18 protein-coding genes are annotated in these 21,968 nt (G+C 58.8%); 5 read left to right on the forward strand and 13 right to left on the reverse strand.

The annotated features are described in order from the left end of the window. Positions 1 to 223 precede the first annotated feature (223 nt). The 4 genes from groL to ACYVIT_RS03400 all read right to left on the reverse strand — a co-directional run bounded on the left by groL (position 224) and on the right by ACYVIT_RS03400 (position 5,235). Positions 224 to 1,846, reverse strand: a complete 1,623-nt coding sequence (gene groL, locus ACYVIT_RS03385; protein ID WP_415805390.1) for a chaperonin GroEL — start codon at positions 1,844 to 1,846, stop codon at positions 224 to 226. A gap of 31 nt (positions 1,847 to 1,877) precedes the next feature. Further along, positions 1,878 to 2,195, reverse strand: a complete 318-nt coding sequence (locus tag ACYVIT_RS03390; protein WP_415805389.1) for a co-chaperone GroES — start codon at positions 2,193 to 2,195, stop codon at positions 1,878 to 1,880. Between the two features lie 148 nt (positions 2,196 to 2,343). After that, positions 2,344 to 2,964 carry a diguanylate cyclase gene (locus ACYVIT_RS03395; protein ID WP_415805388.1) on the reverse strand — a complete coding sequence of 207 codons (621 nt, stop codon included), beginning with the start codon at positions 2,962 to 2,964 and terminating at the stop codon, positions 2,344 to 2,346. 201 nt (positions 2,965 to 3,165) lie between these two features. Further along, positions 3,166 to 5,235: a PhoX family protein gene (locus tag ACYVIT_RS03400; RefSeq protein ID WP_460478151.1), complete on the reverse strand. Its 2,070-nt coding sequence runs from the start codon at positions 5,233 to 5,235 to the stop codon at positions 3,166 to 3,168. A 246-nt stretch (positions 5,236 to 5,481) separates the two neighbouring features. Here ACYVIT_RS03400 and ACYVIT_RS03405 point away from each other — a divergent pair, with 246 nt between their 5' ends. The 5 genes from ACYVIT_RS03405 to ACYVIT_RS03425 all read left to right on the forward strand — a co-directional run bounded on the left by ACYVIT_RS03405 (position 5,482) and on the right by ACYVIT_RS03425 (position 11,607). Then, a complete protein-coding gene (locus ACYVIT_RS03405) occupies positions 5,482 to 6,414 on the forward strand; it encodes a helix-turn-helix domain-containing protein (protein WP_415805387.1) in 933 nt (310 codons plus the stop codon). A gap of 67 nt (positions 6,415 to 6,481) precedes the next feature. Further along, a complete protein-coding gene (locus ACYVIT_RS03410; RefSeq protein WP_415805386.1) occupies positions 6,482 to 7,141 on the forward strand; it encodes a 2Fe-2S iron-sulfur cluster-binding protein in 660 nt (219 codons plus the stop codon). A 4-nt stretch (positions 7,142 to 7,145) separates the two neighbouring features. After that, on the forward strand, positions 7,146 to 8,138 hold the full coding sequence (locus ACYVIT_RS03415; RefSeq protein WP_415805385.1) for an FAD binding domain-containing protein: 993 nt from the start codon (positions 7,146 to 7,148) through the stop codon (positions 8,136 to 8,138). Between the two features lie 2 nt (positions 8,139 to 8,140). Beyond that, entirely contained in the window at positions 8,141 to 10,390 is a 2,250-nt protein-coding gene (locus ACYVIT_RS03420; protein WP_415805384.1) for a molybdopterin cofactor-binding domain-containing protein, read from the forward strand. A 326-nt stretch (positions 10,391 to 10,716) separates the two neighbouring features. After that, positions 10,717 to 11,607, forward strand: coding sequence for a manganese catalase family protein (locus tag ACYVIT_RS03425; RefSeq protein ID WP_415805383.1), 891 nt, complete (start codon positions 10,717 to 10,719; stop codon positions 11,605 to 11,607). Between the two features lie 62 nt (positions 11,608 to 11,669). Here ACYVIT_RS03425 and ACYVIT_RS03430 read toward each other — a convergent pair whose 3' ends face one another. The 9 genes from ACYVIT_RS03430 to ACYVIT_RS03470 form a co-directional block, all read right to left on the reverse strand. After that, positions 11,670 to 13,232: an ATP-binding protein gene (locus ACYVIT_RS03430; RefSeq protein WP_415805382.1), complete on the reverse strand. Its 1,563-nt coding sequence runs from the start codon at positions 13,230 to 13,232 to the stop codon at positions 11,670 to 11,672. Positions 13,233 to 13,419: 187 nt separating this feature from the next. Beyond that, entirely contained in the window at positions 13,420 to 14,772 is a 1,353-nt protein-coding gene (locus tag ACYVIT_RS03435) for an MmgE/PrpD family protein (protein ID WP_415805381.1), read from the reverse strand. A 74-nt stretch (positions 14,773 to 14,846) separates the two neighbouring features. Then, entirely contained in the window at positions 14,847 to 15,713 is an 867-nt protein-coding gene (locus ACYVIT_RS03440) for a polysaccharide deacetylase family protein (protein WP_415805380.1), read from the reverse strand. A 14-nt stretch (positions 15,714 to 15,727) separates the two neighbouring features. Further along, entirely contained in the window at positions 15,728 to 16,477 is a 750-nt protein-coding gene (locus ACYVIT_RS03445; RefSeq protein WP_415805379.1) for an ABC transporter ATP-binding protein, read from the reverse strand. A 7-nt stretch (positions 16,478 to 16,484) separates the two neighbouring features. Beyond that, positions 16,485 to 17,339: an ABC transporter permease gene (locus ACYVIT_RS03450; RefSeq protein WP_415805378.1), complete on the reverse strand. Its 855-nt coding sequence runs from the start codon at positions 17,337 to 17,339 to the stop codon at positions 16,485 to 16,487. Positions 17,340 to 17,394: 55 nt separating this feature from the next. Beyond that, positions 17,395 to 18,372, reverse strand: coding sequence for an ABC transporter substrate-binding protein (locus tag ACYVIT_RS03455; RefSeq protein WP_415805377.1), 978 nt, complete (start codon positions 18,370 to 18,372; stop codon positions 17,395 to 17,397). 77 nt (positions 18,373 to 18,449) lie between these two features. After that, positions 18,450 to 19,253 (reverse strand): enoyl-CoA hydratase, encoded by an 804-nt coding sequence (locus ACYVIT_RS03460; protein ID WP_415805376.1) that lies wholly within the window; start codon positions 19,251 to 19,253, stop codon positions 18,450 to 18,452. A gap of 16 nt (positions 19,254 to 19,269) precedes the next feature. Then, positions 19,270 to 20,466: a CaiB/BaiF CoA transferase family protein gene (locus ACYVIT_RS03465; protein WP_415805375.1), complete on the reverse strand. Its 1,197-nt coding sequence runs from the start codon at positions 20,464 to 20,466 to the stop codon at positions 19,270 to 19,272. Next, entirely contained in the window at positions 20,454 to 21,848 is a 1,395-nt protein-coding gene (locus tag ACYVIT_RS03470; protein WP_415805374.1) for an amidase, read from the reverse strand. Before ACYVIT_RS03470 ends, ACYVIT_RS03465 begins: the two co-directional genes overlap by 13 nt. Positions 21,849 to 21,968 lie beyond the last annotated feature (120 nt).

A 21,968-nucleotide genomic window follows, 5' to 3' on the forward strand; every position in this document is an offset into this window, starting at 1 on the left:
TTCTGGACTACGCGATTGTGGCGTGTTTTTACCATCATTCTCGGCAAATCTGCTTCGCTGCCCAAGTCTCGGTCAATCGTGCACAGGGGCTTGGTTCGAGCAGCCATTTTCTCTTGTCCCCGGGTAGAAGGCGTATTCTGACTCCCAGTCCCATGCCGACAATAAAAAGGCATCGCGCCGTAGCGCGATGCCTGACTGCTGCTTCAAGAAGCCGAAGGCGGGCTTAGAAGTCCATGGCTTCGGCAGGGGCTGCTTGCGGTTTGGTGTCTTCAGGCGCCTGCGCGACGGTAGCGTCGGTGGTCAGGATGAGTCCTGCTATTGACGCCGCATTTTGCAAGGCGGTCCGCGTCACCTTCGTCGGATCGACGACGCCGATCTCGACCAAGTCTCCGTACTCGCCGGTGGCTGCGTTGTAGCCATAGTTGCCTTTGCCGTCCATTACCTTCGCGACGACTACCGAAGGCTCTTCACCAGCATTGGCAACAATGGCGCGCAGAGGCGCTTCCAGAGCCCGCAGGACGATGCGGATGCCGGCATCCTGATCGGTATTGCTGCCTTTCAGATCCTGAATCGCCGCTCGAGCACGCAGCAATGCGACACCGCCTCCGGGTACGATGCCTTCTTCGACGGCCGCACGCGTGGCGTGCAGCGCGTCGTCGACGCGGTCCTTCTTCTCCTTCATCTCGACTTCGGTTGCGGCGCCTACCTTGATGACTGCTACGCCGCCAGCCAGTTTGGCGACGCGTTCCTGCAGTTTTTCGCGATCATAGTCGCTGGTCGCATCCTCGATCTGTTTGCGAATCGATTTGACGCGAGCGTCGATCGCATCCTGTTTGCCTGCACCGTCGATGATGATGGTGTCTTCCTTGCGTACTTCGACCCGCTTGGCGCTTCCGAGATCTGACAGCGTGGCTTTATCGAGCTGCTTGCCTGTTTCTTCGGAAATCACCGTGGCACCGGTCAGGATGGCGATGTCTTCCAGCATGGCCTTGCGATGATCGCCGAAGCCGGGCGCTTTCACCGCAGTGACTTTGAGTACGCCACGCATGGAATTGACGACCAAGGTGGCCAATGCTTCTCCGTCTACGTCTTCGGCGACGATAAGCAGTGGCTTGCTTGCCTTAGCGGCGCTTTCCAATACGGGCAATAGCTCGCGCACGTTGGAGATTTTCTTGTCGTACAGCAGAATCAGCGGATCGTCGAGCTGAGCGACTTGTTTCTCCGGGTCAGTGATGAAGTAGGGGCTGAGGTAGCCGCGATCGAACTGCATACCCTCTACGATATCCAGTTCATTGTCCAGCGACTTGCCGTCCTCTACAGTAATCACGCCCTCGCGTCCGACCTTGTCCATGGCGTCGGCAATGATCTTGCCGATGGCTTCGTCGGCATTTGCCGAAAGCGCGGCGACTTGTGCCGTTTCCTTGCTGGTAGAGATCGGTTTCGACATGTTGCGCAGGGCATCTACGACGCCGGATACGGCTAGGTCGATGCCGCGTTTGAGATCCATTGGATTCATGCCGGAGGCGACGTACTTCATGCCTTCCTGGACAATGGATTGCGCCAGCACCGTGGCTGTGGTCGTACCGTCACCAGCCACGTCGGCTGTTTTTGATGCGACCTGCTTCACGATCTGGGCGCCCATATTTTCGAACTTGTCTTTAAGTTCGATTTCCTTGGCCACTGAGACACCGTCCTTGGTAATGACCGGGGCGCCGAAGCTGCGTTCAAGCAGAACATTACGGCCCTTGGGTCCGAGCGTGACTTTTACGGCATCGGCCAGGATGTTGACGCCCTTGACGACACGGCTGCGGGCGCTATCGTGGAATTTAACGTCTTTCGCACTCATTTTTTGCTCCTCAATTTTTACGGTCGTGGCGTCAGGCCGCTTTTTTCAATTGAGTATCCTGGGGCGTGAGCACAGCGAAGACATCTTCTTCGCGCATGACGAGCAGCTCTTCGCCATCGACTTTCACGGTTTGGCCGGAATACTTACCAAAAAGCACGTGGTCGCCAGCTTTGAGTTCGAGTGCCCGTATCGAGCCATCGGCGGTACGCTTGCCTTGCCCGACGGCGACGACTTCGCCTTGCTCTGGCTTCTCAGCTGCCGAGTCTGGGATGAAAATGCCGGAAGCCGTTTTGCGTTCCTGTTCGATTCGCTTAACGATAATCCGGTCGTAAAGGGGACGGATCTTCATGACTCTATCTCCTGAAGTCTTGATCATCAAAAAGTGAAAGCCGGCGCTGCGAATGGCCCCGCGTGCGCCGTACATCCAGGCGGATGCGCAAGAAATTTATGGGCGCCGGAAAGGCGCTTCAAGAGGGAATTTTGATTCTAAATGAAACTTAATGAATCAGAAAATCTCTGCCTTTTCCCAAACGGTAAAGCACCTTCCGGCGTAGCTCGCGTCCTTCTCGTTGTAATGCGACGGGACATGGAGCCGAGCGGCCGCCATCGGCGTCCAAGGTACAGTCGTCCTCATCGAGTTGGCTCCATACGCCTCCTTTGCGTGGCCGGAATAGCCAACGAACGTAGCCTCGGCGAGAGGCGAGTTCGAGCAGCGCTTGCTGGTCAGGTGCCTCGACAATCACTGCATCGTCCGAGCGCGGCAGATCCGAATAATCAGCGAAGGCCCTGCGGCATGCCAGCGCTTCGGATACTGGCGCGTTAAGGCGATACCACGCGGGTTCTGCCACACGTTCGACATCCCAGGCTCCGAATTTCCAGCCTGCGTCCAACATGGCGCGATCAATCACGGCATAGTCGTGCCAACGCTGGTTGACTTGGATTGCGGAACCCGCAACAGACTGCAGCGTGCCAATTGACTCACGGTCACGGTGGAACCCGTGCCAATGCAAGGTAAGGATGATCGGAGTATCCGCTTTTTGTATAGCGCTCGCCGTCACGGCGTAAAGCGGCAATTGCAGCGCATCTGTGTGCGAAGTGATTGCTTCGATGATATCCATTCGCGTGCTCCAACGATTTTGCAGTCCTCTTGCGGAGGCTGTGTCCATGACGTCGTTACACCTAATTTATCGCTATGGATGAAGATCCTCAAGCCCCCTCGACCGCTGTTGCACCGCAGCATGAGGAATGCCGCCAGCGGTTGAAAAAAAATCGGCCAATCACCACGGATTGGCCGATTCGTTCGAGCTCACTTCTACGCTTTATTTCAGCTTGATCGCACTTACATCACCAGTCAGATATCCCACGTAGGCGCCGTTCTTGTCCTTGAAGTTCTTGTCGATGGCTTCATCGATCTGGGCCATGAGCGCGGCCGGCAAGCCACCGGTGGTGATCGAAGATCCAGCCTCGTCGGCCTTGTTCATATAACGCGCCCACTCGTCGCCCGCGTGCTGGAAGTTGCTGGCGATGTAGGTCCAACCGTTGATCTCATCCACGGCGTGCAGGCCGGTGGATTCGGCGCCGGCTGGACATGATAATAGACGTTCGAGCGACTTGGTATCGACGTTGTATGCCCACAGGAAGTTGTTCAAGTGGTTGCCGCTGTCTTCGCCAATGAACAAAGTACGCAGTTGTTCCGAGAACTTGAGGTTGTCGGGGCTGGCGATCAGATCAGGATTGCTGGTGTTGCCCAGGCCATCGGCCGTGCCAGATGGCAGGTCTTCACCGGCGATGAGCACGGCAGTGCTTTGCGGCGCCCATTCGCTGTTGATTGCATTGCCATCCGAGTCCACCATGCCGCCGCCCAGGAAATGCTGGAGCACGCAACCGGCATTGACTTTCTTGGGAAAATGCACGTTGTGCTCGGGCACGTAGCCGGACAGCCCCACGACCATTGAATCGGTGATGTTGGCGATGGCGGAATAAGCGATCTTGTCCTTCGCGTTCACCGTTGTGCCTTCCATTTTGGTGAAGGCCATGCTGCCGCCTCTGAGTGCGGCATAACGGTGGGTTTCGAGGAACGCAGCGGCTTTGTGCGTCCTGTCGCTCTCGTCGGCCAACTTGACCCAACGCTGCGTTTTGTTGAGCGTTACCGACGTGTAGGTGTTGTCTGGTGCGGTGGTTGCGTTCACCACGTCCATGATGTCGGTGGGTTGGATATTGTCGGTATTCACCAGTGCCGAGATTTCGTCGCTTGTGGCATGGCCGAGCTTGATCCATTGGATTCTGCCGGCGGTTGCCTGGTCGATCGACTGGGCGCTCAGGGCCGAGGTGTATTTAGCTACGTACAGCGTGCCGGCGGACAGGTCAGCTTCCTTGTCGGCCACAAACATGAACAGGCCGCCGTTGGTGTAGTCGTCACCCATCAGCACGGTGCGCTGGTCGGGCATGACCTGGACCAGCTCGTGCGAGATGCGGCCGAGGCAATAATGTTTCTTGGCCGTACCGGTGCCGTCGGGGTTCACGACGATCTCGGGCAAATGGCAATAGTTGTAGGGGTTGGCGCTGGTCTCGTCACCGTAGGTGAATTTGCTGTAGGCCTTGAGTGTGGACAGCGACTGGCCGCCCTGATTCATATCGAAAGCGTCTGGTTCATATTCCTCGCTGGACAGGTGCGTGCCCCAGGGCGACAGGCTCGCGCCGCATGTGATCCACAGCCCATGGACTTTCGACGTGTCGACGTTGTGATACTTGACCAGTGTGAGCTTGCCGGTTTCAGGGTCCTGATCCAGCGTCAGCACCGCAATCGGCGACGGTAGCGCACCGTAGGTGCTGGAGCCGTCTTTGGCTTTGCTCTTGTATTCGAACTGCACTACCGCAAATACGGTATTGCCCTTGACGCCGTCGACTTGTGCTCCCTCGACTGTCAAGAACGAGGTGCCGTCCGGACAGTCCGAGTAGAACTGGCTCACATCTCCAGGCACGGAGGTGTCCATCAATGGCTGGTTGTTGATGTCATAGTAGCCGCCAGCGAGAATCTCGCCACCCTTGCCGTCCGGCACCATGTCGCCGGTCATGAAGAACGGCTGGTAGGCCAGCTTGTAATTGACGGTGCTGCCGTCGGTCAACTCCAGTACCAGTTCCGATTTCACGGAAGTAGAGGCCAGTTCGGCCGGGCTGCTCGCGGCGGGAGCCGGCATGCCGACGAACGTGGCGGATTTGATCTGGGGGGCGGGGGTAGGGGTTGACTCATCGTCGTCATCATCGTCACTGCCGCTGCCGCAGGCCGCGAGCATCGCGGTGGCGGCTGCGCCCAGGGGGAGGAATGCCGGAGTGCCAGCAATGAACTTCAGTAATTGACGGCGGTGGATATTTTTCAGTGAGTCAGACATGTTCGTTGATTCCGATGTGGGATATGCGGGCATTGGGGGCGCAGAGCTCGGTGACATAGCCGTCGTTACATCCGTCGTCCCTGGCGCTCGCGTGAGAGGGGCATGCTAGGGAATCGGGGTGACACCTTCATGAAGCTGTCCTAACTGTCAGCTGAACGACTGCAAATTGACCGTCTTTTTTGTGTACTTTGAGCGGGTAAGGCGATTCAGCGACCCATAGCCCGCATCGGCGGGGAGGATGATCGAATGGATACGACACATCGAGCAACGGCACGATTACTGCAACCGTTGGTGGGCAATGGGCAGATTCTCGCGCGCCAGCCTGACGGACAGGCGTTGCAGAAGCATTCGTTGCACGGCGGACAGATCACCATCGACCGCCGCCGCTGGACTTGCCGCGAGGCGGAGTTTCGCTGGACGGCGCCACAGCACGTCATCATCTTGACCGAGCGCGGTGGCACGGCGCGCACCCATATGCGTGACGGCGCCAAGCCCATCTACGATGGCCGCGACCGTTCAGGGGTTGTCAGTTTCGTGCCTGCGGGGGTGGAGCGGAATGGATATTTCCGCGATGCCGATCTGGTCTACACCGCGTTGTGGGTCGATCCGAATCTGGATCTGCAGGGCTGTTCACAATTGTCCGCCGCGCCGCTGCGCGTCAATACTAGCGACTCGGTCATTCGGGCGCTGATGGCGTCGCTCGGTGCCGAACTGGCAGCAGGCCAACTGCCAGAGGCGGTGTACCTGGAACATGTGCTGGCCTTGATATCGCTGCGGCTAGGTGGCAACATTGGAAGGCGATCTAACGGTGCTGCAACCAAAATGCCTCGCCTGGGCCGTGGCGTGCTCAAGCGTCTGGACGACTACATCGAGTCGCACATCGAAGCCGGGATCTCGCTAAGCGAACTGGCCCGCTTAGCTGGCATGCCCGTCGATACTTTTGCGCGGCGCTTCAAGGCCGAGACTGGTATGGCGCCTTATGCGTATGTGATCGAGCGCAGAGTGAGGCGGGCCGAAACGCTGCTGCGCACCGTCAATATTCCGATCAGCGAGATTGCTTTCGGACTGGGTTTTTCCAGTCAAAGCCATTTCACGTCGACGTTCCGGCGCGTGATCGGCATCACGCCCTATGCTTACCGGCAACGCGCGGGTTTCCAGGATTCTGATATCGCATCCTGATTCCTGAAAGAGCGGCTCGGCGATCTTATCCATACTGAGTGCCTGCCCCTACTTTCAGGAGAGACTCATGGATAACAATGCGCCGACGCGTCCCTCTCGACGCGCAATTCTGCAGGCTGGCGCCGCTACTGGCCTGTTGTTCGCAAGCGCGGCGCCGACCGTAGCGCGCGAAGCACGCGCAGCCCAGGCTGTGCCGCGCGCTGCCACGCCACTGCCGACTCGTCCCGTTACCTTGCGCGTTAATGCTGAGGTCTACGCGCTGTCGCTGGACCCGCGCACCACGGTGCTGGATGCCTTGCGCCACGAGATAGGCCTGACGGGCTCCAAGAAAGGGTGTGATCACGGCCAGTGCGGCGCATGCACCGTATTGATCAATGGCCGTCGCATTAATTCGTGCCTGACATTGGCGGTCATGCATGAGGACGATGACATCACCACCATCGAGGGTCTTGCCAACGATGAAAAACTCCACCCCATGCAGGCTGCTTTTATCGCGCGTGACGGCTTCCAATGCGGCTATTGCACGCCCGGCCAGATCTGTTCGGCAGTGGGCATGCTGCAAGAGGTGCGCGCCGGTTGGCCCAGTCATGTCAGCCAGGATGTGGCTGCGCCCATGACGCCCCTGACCGATGCCGAGATCCGCGAGCGCATGAGCGGCAATATTTGCCGCTGCGCCGCGTATCCCAACATCGTTGCCGCCATCCATGACGCGGCCAAGGAGGCCTGATCCCATGATGCCCTTTACTTATGAGCGAGCTGCCAGCGCCGTTCAGGCCTCGGAAGCGGTCGCGACAAATCCACGGGCGCGTTTCATCGGCGGCGGCACGAACCTGCTGGACCTGATGAAGTTGGAAATCGAAAAGCCCGATCACCTCGTCGATATCAGCCGGCTGCCTATGGCCATCATAGAAGACACTCCCGAGGGAGGCCTGCGTATTGGCGCCCAGGTACTCAATAGCGATTTGGCCGCTGACGGCCGCGTGCGCAGCCGGTATCCCATGCTGTCACAGGCGCTGCTGGCGGGAGCGTCGGGCCAGATTCGCAACAAGGCCACGACTGGCGGCAATCTGCTGCAGCGCACGCGCTGTCCCTATTTCTATGATCCCAATACGCCGTGCAACAAGCGTGAACCGGGCACGGGATGTTCCGCCATGCAAGGTCATAACCGCATGAATGCGGTGATAGGCGCCAGTGCTGAATGCATCTCGGTGCATCCGTCGGATATGGCTGTGGCCCTGACGGCATTGGATGCCACAGTGCAGACCATCATGCCGGACGGGAAAACGCGCAGTCTGCCCATCACCGAGCTATACCGCTTGCCCGGTACGACGCCGCATATTGAAACCCAGCTGGCGCACGGCGAGATGATTGCGGCCGTCACTTTGCCGCCTGCGCCGCGCGGCCATCAGCTCTATCGCAAGGTGCGCGACCGTGCGTCGTATGCGTTCGCCTTGGTCTCTGTCGCTGTGGTGCTCGACGCATCAGGGGGCCGAGTGCGTACTGCCCACATTGCATTAGGAGGCATTGCGCCCAAACCATGGCGTGCCGTGGCTGCTGAGCAGAGCCTGACAGGACAGCAGGCCGCCGAGAGAACCTATGCGGCGGCCGCCGAGGCTGCCCTGGCAACGGCACAAGGACACGGCGGTAACGATTTCAAGATTCCGCTGGCCAAACGGACCCTGCAACAGGCGCTGGCGACAGCCGCCCAAATCTCGCGAGCCTGACCATGACCACATCCATGCAAGATCAGAGCCTGATCGGCCAGCCCATCGACCGCATTGATGGTCGATTGAAAGTCACTGGCCGGGCTACCTATGCATACGAACACACCGAAGCCGGGCAGGCCGCGCATGGCTACATCCTGGGGGCGTCCGTCGCCAAGGGGCGCGTCACGGACATCGATGACAGCGCCGCGCGCCGTGCGCCGGGTGTCTTGTACGTCATGACCCATCGCAACGCGCCCGCGCAGCCGGAATTTGGCCCCGCCGTGCCTCCCAATGTGCGGGACGTCTTCACGCGTGCCCGGCCCGTTCTGGCCAACGACCGCGTACGCTATTACGACGAGCCAGTTGCGCTCGTCGTGGCTGAGACCTTTGAGGCCGCTCGGGCGGCCGCGCGTCTGATACGTGTGCGCTACGACGAGGAAAAGGCCGATTTCGAACTGACGTCACGCTTGGGGCAGGCCTATACGCCGCCACGTGTCAATGCGGGTATGGCCCCCGACAGCGCGGTGGGAGACTTCGAGGGCGCGTTCAAGCAGGCAGCGATCGCCTTGGATCTGACCTACGCGACACCGTATCAAAGCCATAATCCCATGGAGCCGCAGGCTACCATTGCGGTATGGCGGGGCGATGATCTTACGGTATATGCGTCAGCGCAGACCTTGAATAATTTTCGCGCGACGCTGGCCAACACGCTGCGCGTTGCCCCTGAGCGTATCCGCATCATCAGCCCCTACGTAGGTGGAGGCTTTGGCGCCAAGCTGATTCCTCATGCCGACGCCATTCTGGCGGCGCTGGCCGCGAGAGTATTGCAGCGTCCCGTCAAGATCGCCCTGACGCGCCAACAGATGTATGCCAACGCGGGCTATCGTGCGGCCATGGTGCATCAGTTGCGCCTGTGCGCGCAGCCGGACGGCAGGTTGACAGCGATGGGCTACGACGTTTATTCCGCTACCTCCCGCTTTGAGGAGTTTTGCGAACAGACCGCGGTTTTTGCCCGTCATTTGTATGCTGCCCCCAATCGTCTGACCCGTCATCGTCTGGTGCCGGTGGATCTGAATCGCGGCGAATGGATGCGTTCGCCGGGGGAGGCGCCTGGCATGCTGGCCTATGAATGCGGCATGGACGAGCTGGCCGAGCGCTTGGCGTTGGACCCGATCGAGCTGCGTGTGCGTAACGAACCCGCTGAAGACCCCGAGCGTGGCGTGCCGTTTTCTACCCGCAATCTGGTGGAATGTATGCATACCGGCGCCGAGCGTTTCGGCTGGAAACAGCGTAATCCCAAGCCTGCCAGTGTGCGCGAGGGACGCAAGCTGATCGGCATGGGCATGGCGGCTGCCATCCGCCCTAATTACATCGGCGCATCCACCGCCCGCGTGGCTATCGATGCGATGGGCCGGGTTACTGTCAGTATGGACATGACCGATATTGGTACTGGTACCTACACGATCGTCTCACAGGTCGCCGCTGAGAACCTCGGGGTACCCATGTCGGCGGTGCGAGTACAGCTGGGTGACAGTCGCCATCCCCGCACTGCCGGTTCGGGTGGTTCGTGGGGAGCTGCCAGCACCACCAATGCTGTGGTTGCAGCCTGCCAAGCCATCAAGCGGCAGATTGCCGACGCTGCCGGATCGCCATACCGCGAGGCCGATGGGGCCACGCTGCGTTTTGCTGGCGGGAGGGTCATCGCAGGTTCCCATTCAGAATCCCTCGCTACGTTGATGGCGCGCGTAGCGCCCCGTGGCTTGCAAGCCGACGGCAGCGTAGGACCTATGGGTGAGTCGTACAAAGCGTACTCGCAGCATTCGTACGGTGCGCATTTTGTGGAAGTCGAAGTCGATATGGATACCGGCGAAATCCGCATGCGCCGCATGCTGTCGGTCATCAGTGCCGGACGTATTCTCAATGCCAAGACGGCGCGCTCGCAGATCCTGGGAGGAATGACGTGGGGCATCGGGGCAGCATTGATGGAACAGACGCTGTTGGATGCGCGCCATGGACATTTCGTCAATCACGATTTGGCCGAATACTTGGTGCCGGTCAATGGCGACATCGCGCAGATGGATGTCGTGTTTCTCGAGGAGCCCGACGAACACGCCAATGCGCTGGGCGTCAAGGGGCTGGGCGAATTGGGCGTGTGCGGTGCGGGCGCGGCGGTGGCCAATGCTGTCTACAACGCGACTGGCGTTCGCGTGCGTGAATTCCCGGTTACGCTGGATAAAGTGATGGCAGGCTTGGCGGCAGTAGTGGGCTGACGATCACATGGTTCGCAAAGATCGTGGCGTGAGGGGGAATCCGTTTTTCGTAGGTGATACGGCCAGGGATTCAACCGAGTTTGCTCAAGCCGGAATTTCCGAACGCATCGGAAATTTTTGCTGATGCGCCAGGCGGCCAGCCTCGCATAGGGCTCAGGAATGCGGGATGCTAGGTGTTGGTGGGTCGCCGCCGTCCGAGGGACACGGCACAAAGCAGACCTCGATGAGTCGCACCGCTCAACAAACCCCTAGTCCCACATTCACACCGCAGGGCTCATGGCTACGGTATTGCGCCGGGCCACGCGTCCAGCGTCACGGAGATCCTTATGTTCGCTCACAACAAACGCTTGCAATACACCGTCCGAGTCGCCGAGACGAATCCGGGCCTGGCGAATCTGCTATTGGAACAGTTCGGTGGCCCGCAGGGCGAGCTGGCGGCTGCCTGTCGCTACTTTACACAGGCGCTCGCGGAAGACGATCCGGGCCGTAAAGACATGCTGTACGACATCGCCACCGAAGAACTCAGCCATCTCGAAATCATCGGGACCATGGTGGCGATGCTGAACAAAGGAGCCAAGGGTGTCCTGGCGGAAGCTACTGAAGCTGAAGCCGATATGTATCGGCGCCTGAACGGGCCCGGCAACGACTCGCATGTCACACAGGTACTCTATGGCGGCGGTCCCGCGTTGGTCAACTCTGGCGGCCAACTGTGGAACGCCGGTTATATAGATACTATCGGCGACCCTGCCGCGGATTTGCGTTCCAATATCGCTGCAGAGGCGCGAGCAAAGATTATTTATGAGCGGCTGATCAACGCTACCCAGGATCCGGGCGTACAGGAAGCTCTGGGGTTTCTCATGACGCGTGAGATCTCTCATCAACGCTCATTCGAGAAGGCGCTTTACTCGATGGAACCCAATTTCCCTCCAGGAAAATTGCCTGGCGATCCGCGGTTTACCAGTGTCTATTTCAATATGTCCCAGGGCGATGGGGACACGCGAGGCCCCTGGAATAGCGACGAGAACTTTGTCTACGAATCCGATCGCGAAAAACAGTGCGCGATAGACGGTGATGGGCAGGCATCCGTCAATTTGAAGGAAGACGAGCTCACGGCCATGCAGGCCCTGGTTTCCAGGACCGCATCAGACCCAAACTCGAACCCTACCACGGGGACCGAGCTTGGCGGCAGCCCTGATGAATTGCGAGACAAAACCTGACGAAGCACACAACCGTTGCCAAGCTGCGCAAGGGCCCGGGGAAAGGAAAGGGCGGCCGCCTCTTAGGGGGCCGCAGTGGGTCTTGCGGCGCCTTTGCGCAATACCTCCCTGAGCATGTCCAAGGAATAGGGTTTCTGCATCAAGGGAAACTCAACGGCTTCTGGTCCCGTTATGACGTCGCTGTATCCGCTCGCTAGTGAGATGTATATGCTGGGCCACTGCGTGCGAATTTGTCTGGCCAGGTCGACGCCGTTCATTCCCGGTAATACGACGTCCAAGATGGCGATGTCGAACCGCCCAGCATTTTTTTCTAGAGCACTTAACGCAGACGGAGCGTCTTTCAGCCAAACCGGACGCTGGCCGAGGTCCTTTAGCATGGCAAAAACGACTTCGCCGACCATGACATTGTCCTCAACCAGCAGGATGTCATATCCAGCGCCGATGTCACGGTTCGGGTCTGAATCGACAGATGTGCCGGCGATACGCAGCAGAGGCTCCGCGGCGGGTAGATATAACGTGAATTCCGTTCCTTGTCCGGGCACACTCTGTACTCGCACGTCGCCGCCGGATTGCCGCACAAATCCTTGTACTTGGCTAAGCCCGAGCCCGGAGTTTTCGTGAGCACCCTTTGTCGAGAAAAACGGCTCAAAGACGTGTGTCAGAATGTCCGCCTCAATGCCTGTGCCCGTATCGCGCACTGACAGAGCAACATGACCTTCTGGCTTATTGGAATCGGCAGTAGAGGAAGGAATGCTCTCAATATGTCGGACAGCTATGGTCAGTGTGCCTCCTGCCGGCATGGCATCTCGTGCGTTGATCACAAGATTGAGCAACGTCGATTCTAGTTGACCGGGATCGGCGAATATCGTGCAATTCCCCGGGCCCAGTTCATAGGTTACCGCGATTGAAGATCCGACCGATGCCTCAAAGAGTTGCCTCAACGCGGATAAATTCTCTCGTACATCGAATACATGCGGCTGAAGCGGTTGTTTCTTTGCATAGGCAAGCAATTGTCTAGTCAGTCGCGCGGCGCGCTCAGTGGTATCCGAAATGATATCGACATAGTGAGCCATCGATTCCGGAATCTCCTTCGATCTTTTCAGGAATTCGGCCGAGAATCCGATTGCAGTCAGGAAGTTGTTGAAATCATGCGCTACACCGCCGGTCAAACGGCCTATGGCTTCCATTCTTTGCGCATGGTGCATGGAGTCGCGGGCCGCCTGCAGTTGCTCCCGATGCAATTTTTGCTCTGTAATATCCCGAGTAATTTTGGCAAATCCGATCAGCGCCTTTTTGTCGTCATAGACGGGGTCAATCACGACGCTGCACCAAAAGCGGGTTCCGCTCTTGCGAACTCGCCATCCCTCGGCTTCGAATCGGCCGTCTTTTTTCGCGGTGGCCAGGGCTAATTGCGGGATACCGGCGGCTCGATCCTCTTCGGTATAAAAAACCGAAAAATGCTGGCCGATGATTTCGTCGGCTGTGTAACCTTTAAAACGCTCGGCGCCTGTATTCCAGCTGATTATCCGCCCGTTTAGGTCCAGGAGATAGATAGCGTAGTCCATGACCGCGTCGACTAATAGTCGATATAGGTCATCTGTCGGAAGTTTTGCCGAAGAATCCATTTTGCCCCCACCGTGAGTAGCTCGGCTCCGCAGCAAGAACCATGCCGCAGCGCTGCGACGAGGCGCTCTGATGCATGACCTGGAGTTTATTCCGCCTGAGGCGGTATTTTATTCAGGTCCATGCGATCCCCCGCTCATAGCGCGACATCGCAGTCATACTTCGTCGGTGTAGGGGATATAGGACCGATTATGCGCTCGGCGATGTACCCCTGGGCCGTAAGGGGGCCAGGGCGGCCATTCCTGCTCCTGTAGTGTCTTCTGTCAGCGCGCGGATCTGTGCGAGCCGGGCATGGCGGTCGGATTCCCGCCACCCCGCGCTCGCCAACGCGTCTTCCGCAATGGCCCATAACTCAGTCTCATTTAAAGGGCATTCTGGATCGCCTAATGTGTCGTGTACAGCATGACTCAGGCATATTCCATTGTTCCAGTACACCGTCACCCTGGCACCGAAATGAAGTGGGTAGCGGTGACAGAATTCTGCGTCGGCAACTAAGCGGACTGACTTGCGCAACGTGGAGATTTGAGGGTCTGCGATGGCAGGTGCGTCGAATGATGCCGGTGAGAGGGCTTCTTGGCAGAGCGCGACGGCTGCGCTGTGCTGCAAACTGAACCGCGCCTGGGCGGTATCGAATGGATCGGGGCGATCGCAAAACGCAATGGCATCGTCATAAGTTCGGATCTCTATGTGCTGCACTTGCGTCAAAGACGGTGCGTCGACCTGGGACGACCATACATCACGCAGGCCGACGGCAGCATGGATGGTCGGATGGGCATGGCGGCAGGCTGCCCAGGGTTTGAAGCTGGTCGCATGGATCTGCCAATTGGCATCCAGCACTGCGGTCAACATCTCTGGCCGGGCGTCGGGGCAGGTCGCGGCAAAGAATCCCTTTTTTCCCTCAAAGGCAAAGTCGGGACCGCGAAGGCCAGCCTGAGCCAAATAGGCGGCTTGTACCCCCGTTTGTGCAGTGCGTGACAGGTGCCATGGTTTCGCGTCGCAGGGATCGAGCCGCGTTTGCCATAGTCCGGATGTCTGCACCAGCGCAAGACGGATAGCGTGTGCCGTTTGCCCGGCGCTCAGGCATAGCAGATGCGCCGCGGTAACAGCGGCGCCCACCGCGCCGCAGGTGGAGGTGTTGTGCCAGTAACGGTAATGTGCGGGTCCGACACTCATACCCAAACGAATCATCGCTTCGTAACCGCGCACCATTGCATCGAGAGTCTCCTGTCCACTGGCGCCGCTCTGGCGGGCAACGGCGAACGCGGCAGGGACGATGACAGGGGCTGGATGCACCAGCGCCTGACGATGCGTGTCATCCATTTCGAAAAGACTGCCCAGGCTGGCCTCGAACAGTAGCGTATGCCACGGATCGTCAGACAGTGATAAGGCCTTCAGGCCCTGCCAGAATGACTGGGCAGATGGTGCTGACGCCGCCAATGCCGCTGCGCCGGTCCACGCCATCAGGTGCAAACTGGCACGTTTGCGATCGATTGCGCAGGTCGGGCGAGCGCAGTGTTGGGCCAACTGGTCGGCGAGCGTCATGTTGTTTGCCGCGCTGCGCCTGCATGGGCGTGGATCGCGAGAGACGTATTGCGGCGATGGGGAACAGGCATGGGTTATCTCTCTTGACCCATGAACCAATCGGCTATTGCGCTGCCATTCATGAAGACCACCTGCGGATGCTGCACCAATAGATCCAGCATTTCTTCGAGATAACCGAAGCGATGCGGTACTCCCATCAAATGGGGATGAAGGCCGAGCGCCAGCACTCTGGGTTGTCTTTCGATTTCGCGTTCGAACAACGCGAGCGTGCGTTGCAAGCGCAGCAGGAATTCTGGCGATGAATGTTTTTCAACCGCGTAAATGACCGAGTCGTTCAGCTCCAGGTTGTAGGGCATCTGAATGAGGCGGCCTTCTTTGACCTTCATCCAATGGGGCAGGTCATCGATGACCCAGTCACAAACATAATCAACCCCATTGGCAGCCAGAATATCGGCCGTATCGTATGTTTCGCGCAACCCGGGGCTGAGCCAACCGCGCGTGCGTTGGCCGGTGAACGATTTGATTTTCTCCAGACATGCCTGGATAGTCTCGAGTTCGGAGCCGCCGTGATTGATGGATTTCTGGTGCATGCCGTGACCGATGAATTCCCAGCCGGCTTGCAGCATGGCTTGTGCCGCGCGGGGATAGGCGTCGATCACACTGGCATTGCAGCTCGTTGATGCAGGCAGACCGCGAGACGTGATGGCCTCCAGCATCCGCGGCAAGCCGGCGCGCATGCCATAGTCTGCCCAACTGAAGTTCGGCACGTCCGGTACCGTTTCCTTGCCGTGCGGCGGCGTGATGATGGTTCGCGGCATGGGTTGGTCGAGGCTCCAGTTCTCGACATTGACCACCAGGTGCACGAGAATCTTGCCTGCCGCCGGAGGTGTCAATGGAGGGCGGTCATTTGAAAACGCATAGGGAACTCTAGGGTTTGCCATGATGGTGGTCCAGTTCAGTGACGCATCTGTTGCATGATGTCGCGCTTGAGGCCGTTGAAAACCTCGCTGGTGATCAGATCCAGGCTGCGCGGACGTTCGATGGGAACGGTGATTCGAGTGGCGATGCGCCCCGGACGTGCGGACATGACATAAATCGTATCGGCCAGCAGGATGGCTTCATCGATGTCGTGGGTCACAAAGACCACGGTTGTTCGCAGCTTTTGCCAAACCGACAGCAGCAGTTCCTGCATCGTCAGGCGGGTCTGTGCGTCGAGTGCGCCGAACGGTTCGTCCATCAGCAGCACCTTCGATCCCAGTGTCAGGACACGGGCGATGCCTACGCGTTGGCGCATGCCTCCGGACAATTGCACTGGCAGGTGTTTTTTAAATGCGGACAACCCCGTGATGTCCAGCATGTCTTCGGCCCGTTCGACATATTCCTTCTTGGGCTTTCCTGCAATCTTTGGGCCGAATACGACGTTTTCCCATACATTCAACCAAGGGAATAGCGCCGCTTCCTGAAAGACAACGCCGCGGGCAGGGCCTGGGGATGTGACGGGTTCGCCGCCGACTTTCAAGGTGCCGGACGACGGTGTCTCGAAACCGGCGATGAGGTTCAACAGCGTGGATTTTCCACAGCCGGATGGGCCTAGTAGCGCCACAAACTCACCCGCCTCGACCGTCAAATCGATGTTGTCGAGCGCCTGGACTGGGGACACCCCGCCGTAGGTCTTGCTGAGGTCACTTACAAAAATATCAGACATGGGTTTCTCAATGATTTTGCAGCATGCGCCATACCAGGACCTTGCGTTCCACCGCGACGATCAGGCGATCGCTGATGAAGCCCATCAATCCTATGGAAGCCATATCCGCCAGCACGATGTCCATGCGGCCGACGTAATACGCGTCCCACAATACGTAGCCCAGCCCCGATTTCACGGCCACCATCTCCGAGACGATGACCGCGGTCCAGGAAATGCCCAGCCCGATGCGCAGACCTGTGAAGATCGAGGGCATGGCCGCAGGCAGCACGACTCGGCGCAGCAACTGACTCGACGAGGCGCCCATCATCGACGCTGCACGCACCAGATTTCGATCAATGTCGCGCGCGCCTTGCGTGGTGTTTACGACGATGGCGTAGAAACCTCCCAGGAAAATGAGAAAGATTGAGCCCATATCGCGAATACCGAATACGGCAATCGAAAAGGGCAGCCATGCTGTGATCGGTATGGGCCGCAGGCCTTGTACCATCGGGTCCAGTGTCAGGGATGCGATACGGCTCCAGCCGATCGCCAGCCCTAGCGGGATACCCAGCAGCATCGCCAGCGCAAAGCCCTGGATCACACGCATGGTGGAGTATTGAACATTGCTTAACCAGGTTCCCAGATAAGGGTTGAGTCCCATTCCCGGCTCGGCGAAGATCCAGTCACACCAGGCCGAGGCTACACGGCCTGGTGTGGGGACCGCACCGGCGAACTGGTCAGACTGGCCAATCAACTGCCAACCAATCAAGACGAGTACGGGTACCAATAGCGCCAGGGCGGTTCGTTTCAGCGCGGCGTTATGGCGCCGATCAGCTCGCCCAGCCACGGTCGGGAGGGGGATTTTTGCACTTGATTCGCTCACACGCGACTCCTCTACCCATGCTCGTTTCCTTCCGGTAACGAACAGGGCGCAATGATTACATGACTTCTTTCAAGAGGCTGGGATCCCAGACTTTGCTTATCTCGCCGCTGACGTCTTTCGGGATGACGCCTAATTCATTGAAGGTCTTGGCTTGACGTTGCAACTGTTCGAGGTCCAGCACGCCGCCCAGGTTGATAAGCTTGACGGATTCACGAGTGACCTCGAGGGGCAGGCCGGTATATTTCGAGTAGGTCTGTGCAAACAGCTCTGGGTCCTTGGCGAGCTTTTCTTCCGCTGACTTGTAGGCCCACAGAAAGCATTTTACGGCTTCGCGCTTGTTGGTCACTGCATCGCGAGTCGCAGCGAGCAAGCCGAGTTCCGCACCTACGGCTTTTGATTGGCTGTATTCGAGATTCTTGGAGAATGTCGCGGTGCCGTCGGCCACCAACTGGGATTCGAAGGGTTCCCATAGCGCGACGGCATCGATGTCTCCGCGCTTGAGCGCTTGCACGAATGCCGTACCGCCACCCTGTATATTTACCGCCGTGAAGCTGTTGTATGGGACGCCTTTTTCGGCCAGTGTGGCCGCCCACTGGAACCATACCGCCGAACCCGGTGCAATACCGATACGCTTGCCCGCGATGTCCTTCCAATCCTCGATCTTTACCCCTTTACGCGTGACGAGGTATTTGGGTGAGGCCGCGACGCCTGTCAGGCCGATCAGCTTGTCGCTGCCTTGCGCCAGCGCGATGGCGAGATCTGCAGGCCCTATGCCCGAGATATCGACAGACCCCGACAACAACGCGGTACGCGCGTCGGCATAGCGCACGAACTCGATGGGTTTGATTTCGACGTTGCACGCTTTTACCGCCTCAGGGACGTCAAGAATGGGCGACAGATGCCCCACCTTGACGAAGCCCACGGTCAGGACTTGTTTTTCTTTTGCTGCTGGAGGCTGGGGGCCTACTGCCTGGGCCAGGCCGCAGTACATGCCGAGAGCGGCGACCAACATCAACACATTGCACTTTTTCATTTTCACTTCCCCTGATCATTTATTAAGGACCGCAAGGTGTACCAACGAAGCTTCGGATGATGACTCGATATTGAACGCTATCGCCCTTTGAACGCTGGCGGGCGCTTGTCGCGAAAGGCTTGTTGCCCTTCTTGGTAATCCTGACTCAAAAAACAGGCGTCGGTAGCGGCGTCGACCTCACTGCTCGACGGCGCATTCTCGCCTCCCGCCAGATGACGTAATGCCAGCTTGGCTGCTCTGATCGTCAACGGCGCATTGCCAGACACTGCGGCAATACGCTCGGCGACGATTTGATCGAAATTCGTGTGAGCAAATACTTCATGCACCATTCCAATACGGGCGGCTTCGATACCGTCGAAGGTGCGAGCGGTCATAAAGAGCTCTGTGGTGCGGGCGCTGCCTAGAACTTCGCGCATCCGTTGGACACCAGGGCGGGCATAACCCAATCCCAATTTGGCTGCCGGCATACGAAAACGTGAATCATCCGTGCAATAGCGCAGATCACAAGCCAACGACAGACCCATACCGCCGCCCATGCAGATGCCGCGAATCACGGCAATGGTCGGATACCGCGCTTCGCTGAGCGCATTCTGGGCATTGTTCACGGCCAGGCCATAACGCGCGATCTGTTCGGGATCATTGCGTAATGTGCCGAACTCGGAAATGTCCGCACCCGACATGAATGCACGGTCACCTTCGCCGGTCAACACCAACGCGCGGGTAGTCGTTGATCGTTCTGCTTGCGCGACTATGACGGCCATCTGCTCCCACATCGAGAGCGACATGGCATTAAAGCGTGTCGTATTGCAGATATGGATCGTGACGATGCCGTTTGTCTCATCGACTTTCAAATGCCCTGGTTGAGTATGCACTGAGCTCATCTTGGTCACCTCCCTCTCAGACGGCGCCTGCGCCGCGCAGTGCCTCAATGTCCCGCTCGTCATAGCCAATCTCGCGCAATACCTCATCAGTGTGTTCCCCCCAGCCAGGCGCCGTGCGGGCGATGTCGGCTGGCGTACGTGCGAGTGTGACGGGCTGCGTAATCATGGTGCGTTGCCCTCCCTGCCAGGCGGCTACGGTCTTGGCCACCCCTAGATGCCGGACCTGTTCGTCTTCGAACATCTGTGGGACCGAATACACCGGCCCCGCGGGAACGCCCGCCGCGTTCAGGCGTTGGACCCAGTCAGCCACCGTCGCCGTCATGAAGACGGCTTGGATCATTTGATTCAAGCGCTGACGATTCTTCACGCGCAGCTTTTCATTTTCGAATTCGGGATCGTCCATCCATTCGGTGTGCCCGATGGCTTCGCAAAAACGCTTCCAGTTGCCTTCACCCGACGCTCCCAAGTTGAATTGACCGTCTTTCGCGTGAAACAGGCCCATCGGACTGCTGGTCGGATGATCGTTGCCTTCTTGGCGAGGGATGTCTCCGTCATTGAGATATCGCGCTCCTTGAAAATCCATCATCGCAATCTGCGCATGGAGCAAGGAGGTATGTAGCCATTGGCCTTGCCCGGACTGTTCGCGTTCGAGCAAGGCCGTCAATATGCCGAGCGCCGCGTATAGACCGGCGCTGGAATCGGCCACGGCCAACCCCGCGCGCACGGGGCCTTGTCCAGGAAGGCCCGTGACCGACATCAGCCCGCCCATGCCCTGGATGATCTGATCGAACCCAGGCCGCTTGGCATATGGACCATCCTGGCCGAATCCGGAGATGCTGGCCAGAATGATGCGGGGATTGATCGATCGCAATGACTCATAATCTACGCCCAGGCGCGCTTTGACATCGGGACGCCAGTTCTCCACCAGCACGTCGGCGCCGGCGGCCAGCCGCTTGAGCACCTCGCGGCCTTCGGCAGTCTTGAGATTCAAGGTCAATGATCGTTTGTTGCGGTTTAAATTCTGAAAGTCGCCGCTCCATCGGTCGGCCGCGAACATGGCCTCATTGGGATCTATGCCCGCCGGCGGTTCGACCCGAATCACATCGGCGCCAAAGTCGGCCAGCATACGTACACAAGTCGGGCCTGCGCGCACACGCGATAAGTCCAACACACGGAAACGCTGCAAGGCTTTTGACGCAGTTATTTGAGGCATGTCTGGTTTCTTTCTTTATTTGAAGGGGATAAAGACGAAAAGGCGTCTGGCCAACGTTGTTCTACCTGCTGCGCCCATGCCAGCAGCAGACCCTCGTTGCCGGGGCGGGCAATCGCCTGAACAGAAATAGGCCGTCCGCCCATATCGCGGCCAATAGGCACAACGATGGCGGGTAAACCCAGATAATTCACAAACGACATCCAACTGAACATGGCCACGAGCTCGCGTGGTTGAAAGTCGGCGGATGTCGTCGTGACGATCTTGCGATCTGGCACGCCGCGCGGCAGGGCAGGGGTGAGCAGGATGTCGGCATCGGCCAATGCAGTGCTCAGGAATTCCTGGCATCGACCCGACTGCTCGCGACGGGCATCTAGATACCAAGTGACCGGCATGACCGAGCCGGTCAGCGCCAGGTTGCGAACCAGGGCGGGCAGCTGTGTGCCAGCGCGCAGTGCTGGCGCATGCACGCTGGCCGCTTCCGCATACAGCGATATTTCTGCCAAACGCTGCAATTCGCGTAAGTCTTTTATTGAACGCTCTGCCGGGACATTTAGTGCGCAGGACAATGAATCCAAGGCTTGCGCAACACTGGGCGAAAGCTCACCAGTTGGATTCGCATGTGTCCAGCTCACCGCGATGCGTAAACCGTCGCGTTGCGCCGCCTCATACGTGGCATGCAGTTTGCGCGCTTGAGCGGCGGTCAACGCACAGCTCAAGGTTGCCATCACATCCGAGCTGCTGCGCGCCAGCAGTCCTACCGTATCCAGTGAAGACGCCAGCGGCGCCACGCCTTGCGTGGGAATCAGGCCATGGGTGGTTTTCAGCCCTACTATGCCGCAGGTCGCGGCCGGCATGCGTACCGAGCCTGCTGTATCGGTACCTAGAGAGGCGTAACACAATCCGGCCGCTATGGCGACGCCTGACCCACTGGACGAGCCGCCCACGGCGGCAACGGGATCGATCGGATTGTGCATAGGCGGATACGCGCTGTTCTCGGCGGTTGCTCCACCGGCGAATGGTGCCATCCCCAGCATCGCCAACGGGGGGGCGCCTGCGTTTGTCAGGCGCTGCACCACGGTTGCATGTCGTGTTGCCGACCATCCTGATGGTGGGCCATCCGCGCCGCAGCTGGGGAGCCGGTCCGGCAGGGCAAAGATGTCTTTATGCGCCACGCCCACGCCAGCCAGAGGCAATGACGCATCCTGCGGGACTTCGGGCAATTCCGGTACGTGCACGACACAATGCCAGCGATCTTCGCGCAACGCTTGCTGTTGGACGGTCAGCGCTTCGGGTACGGTCAGTTCGCCGTCACGCAGCAAGGCGCGCAAGGCGCCAATGCTGGTGGGCAGTCCTGCCGGTGTGCGAAGAGCGGTCTGTGTCACGCCGATTTCCTCGGCAGTACGTCATCGTCGGGCGGAGCTATGCGCCGCAAAGTCCTAGCGATATTCGCGCACTCGGTGTCGCTTGCAACGATGTGCTGGAGAGCGAGCGTATTCTGCAAT

This window comes from Bordetella muralis (assembly GCF_054781015.1).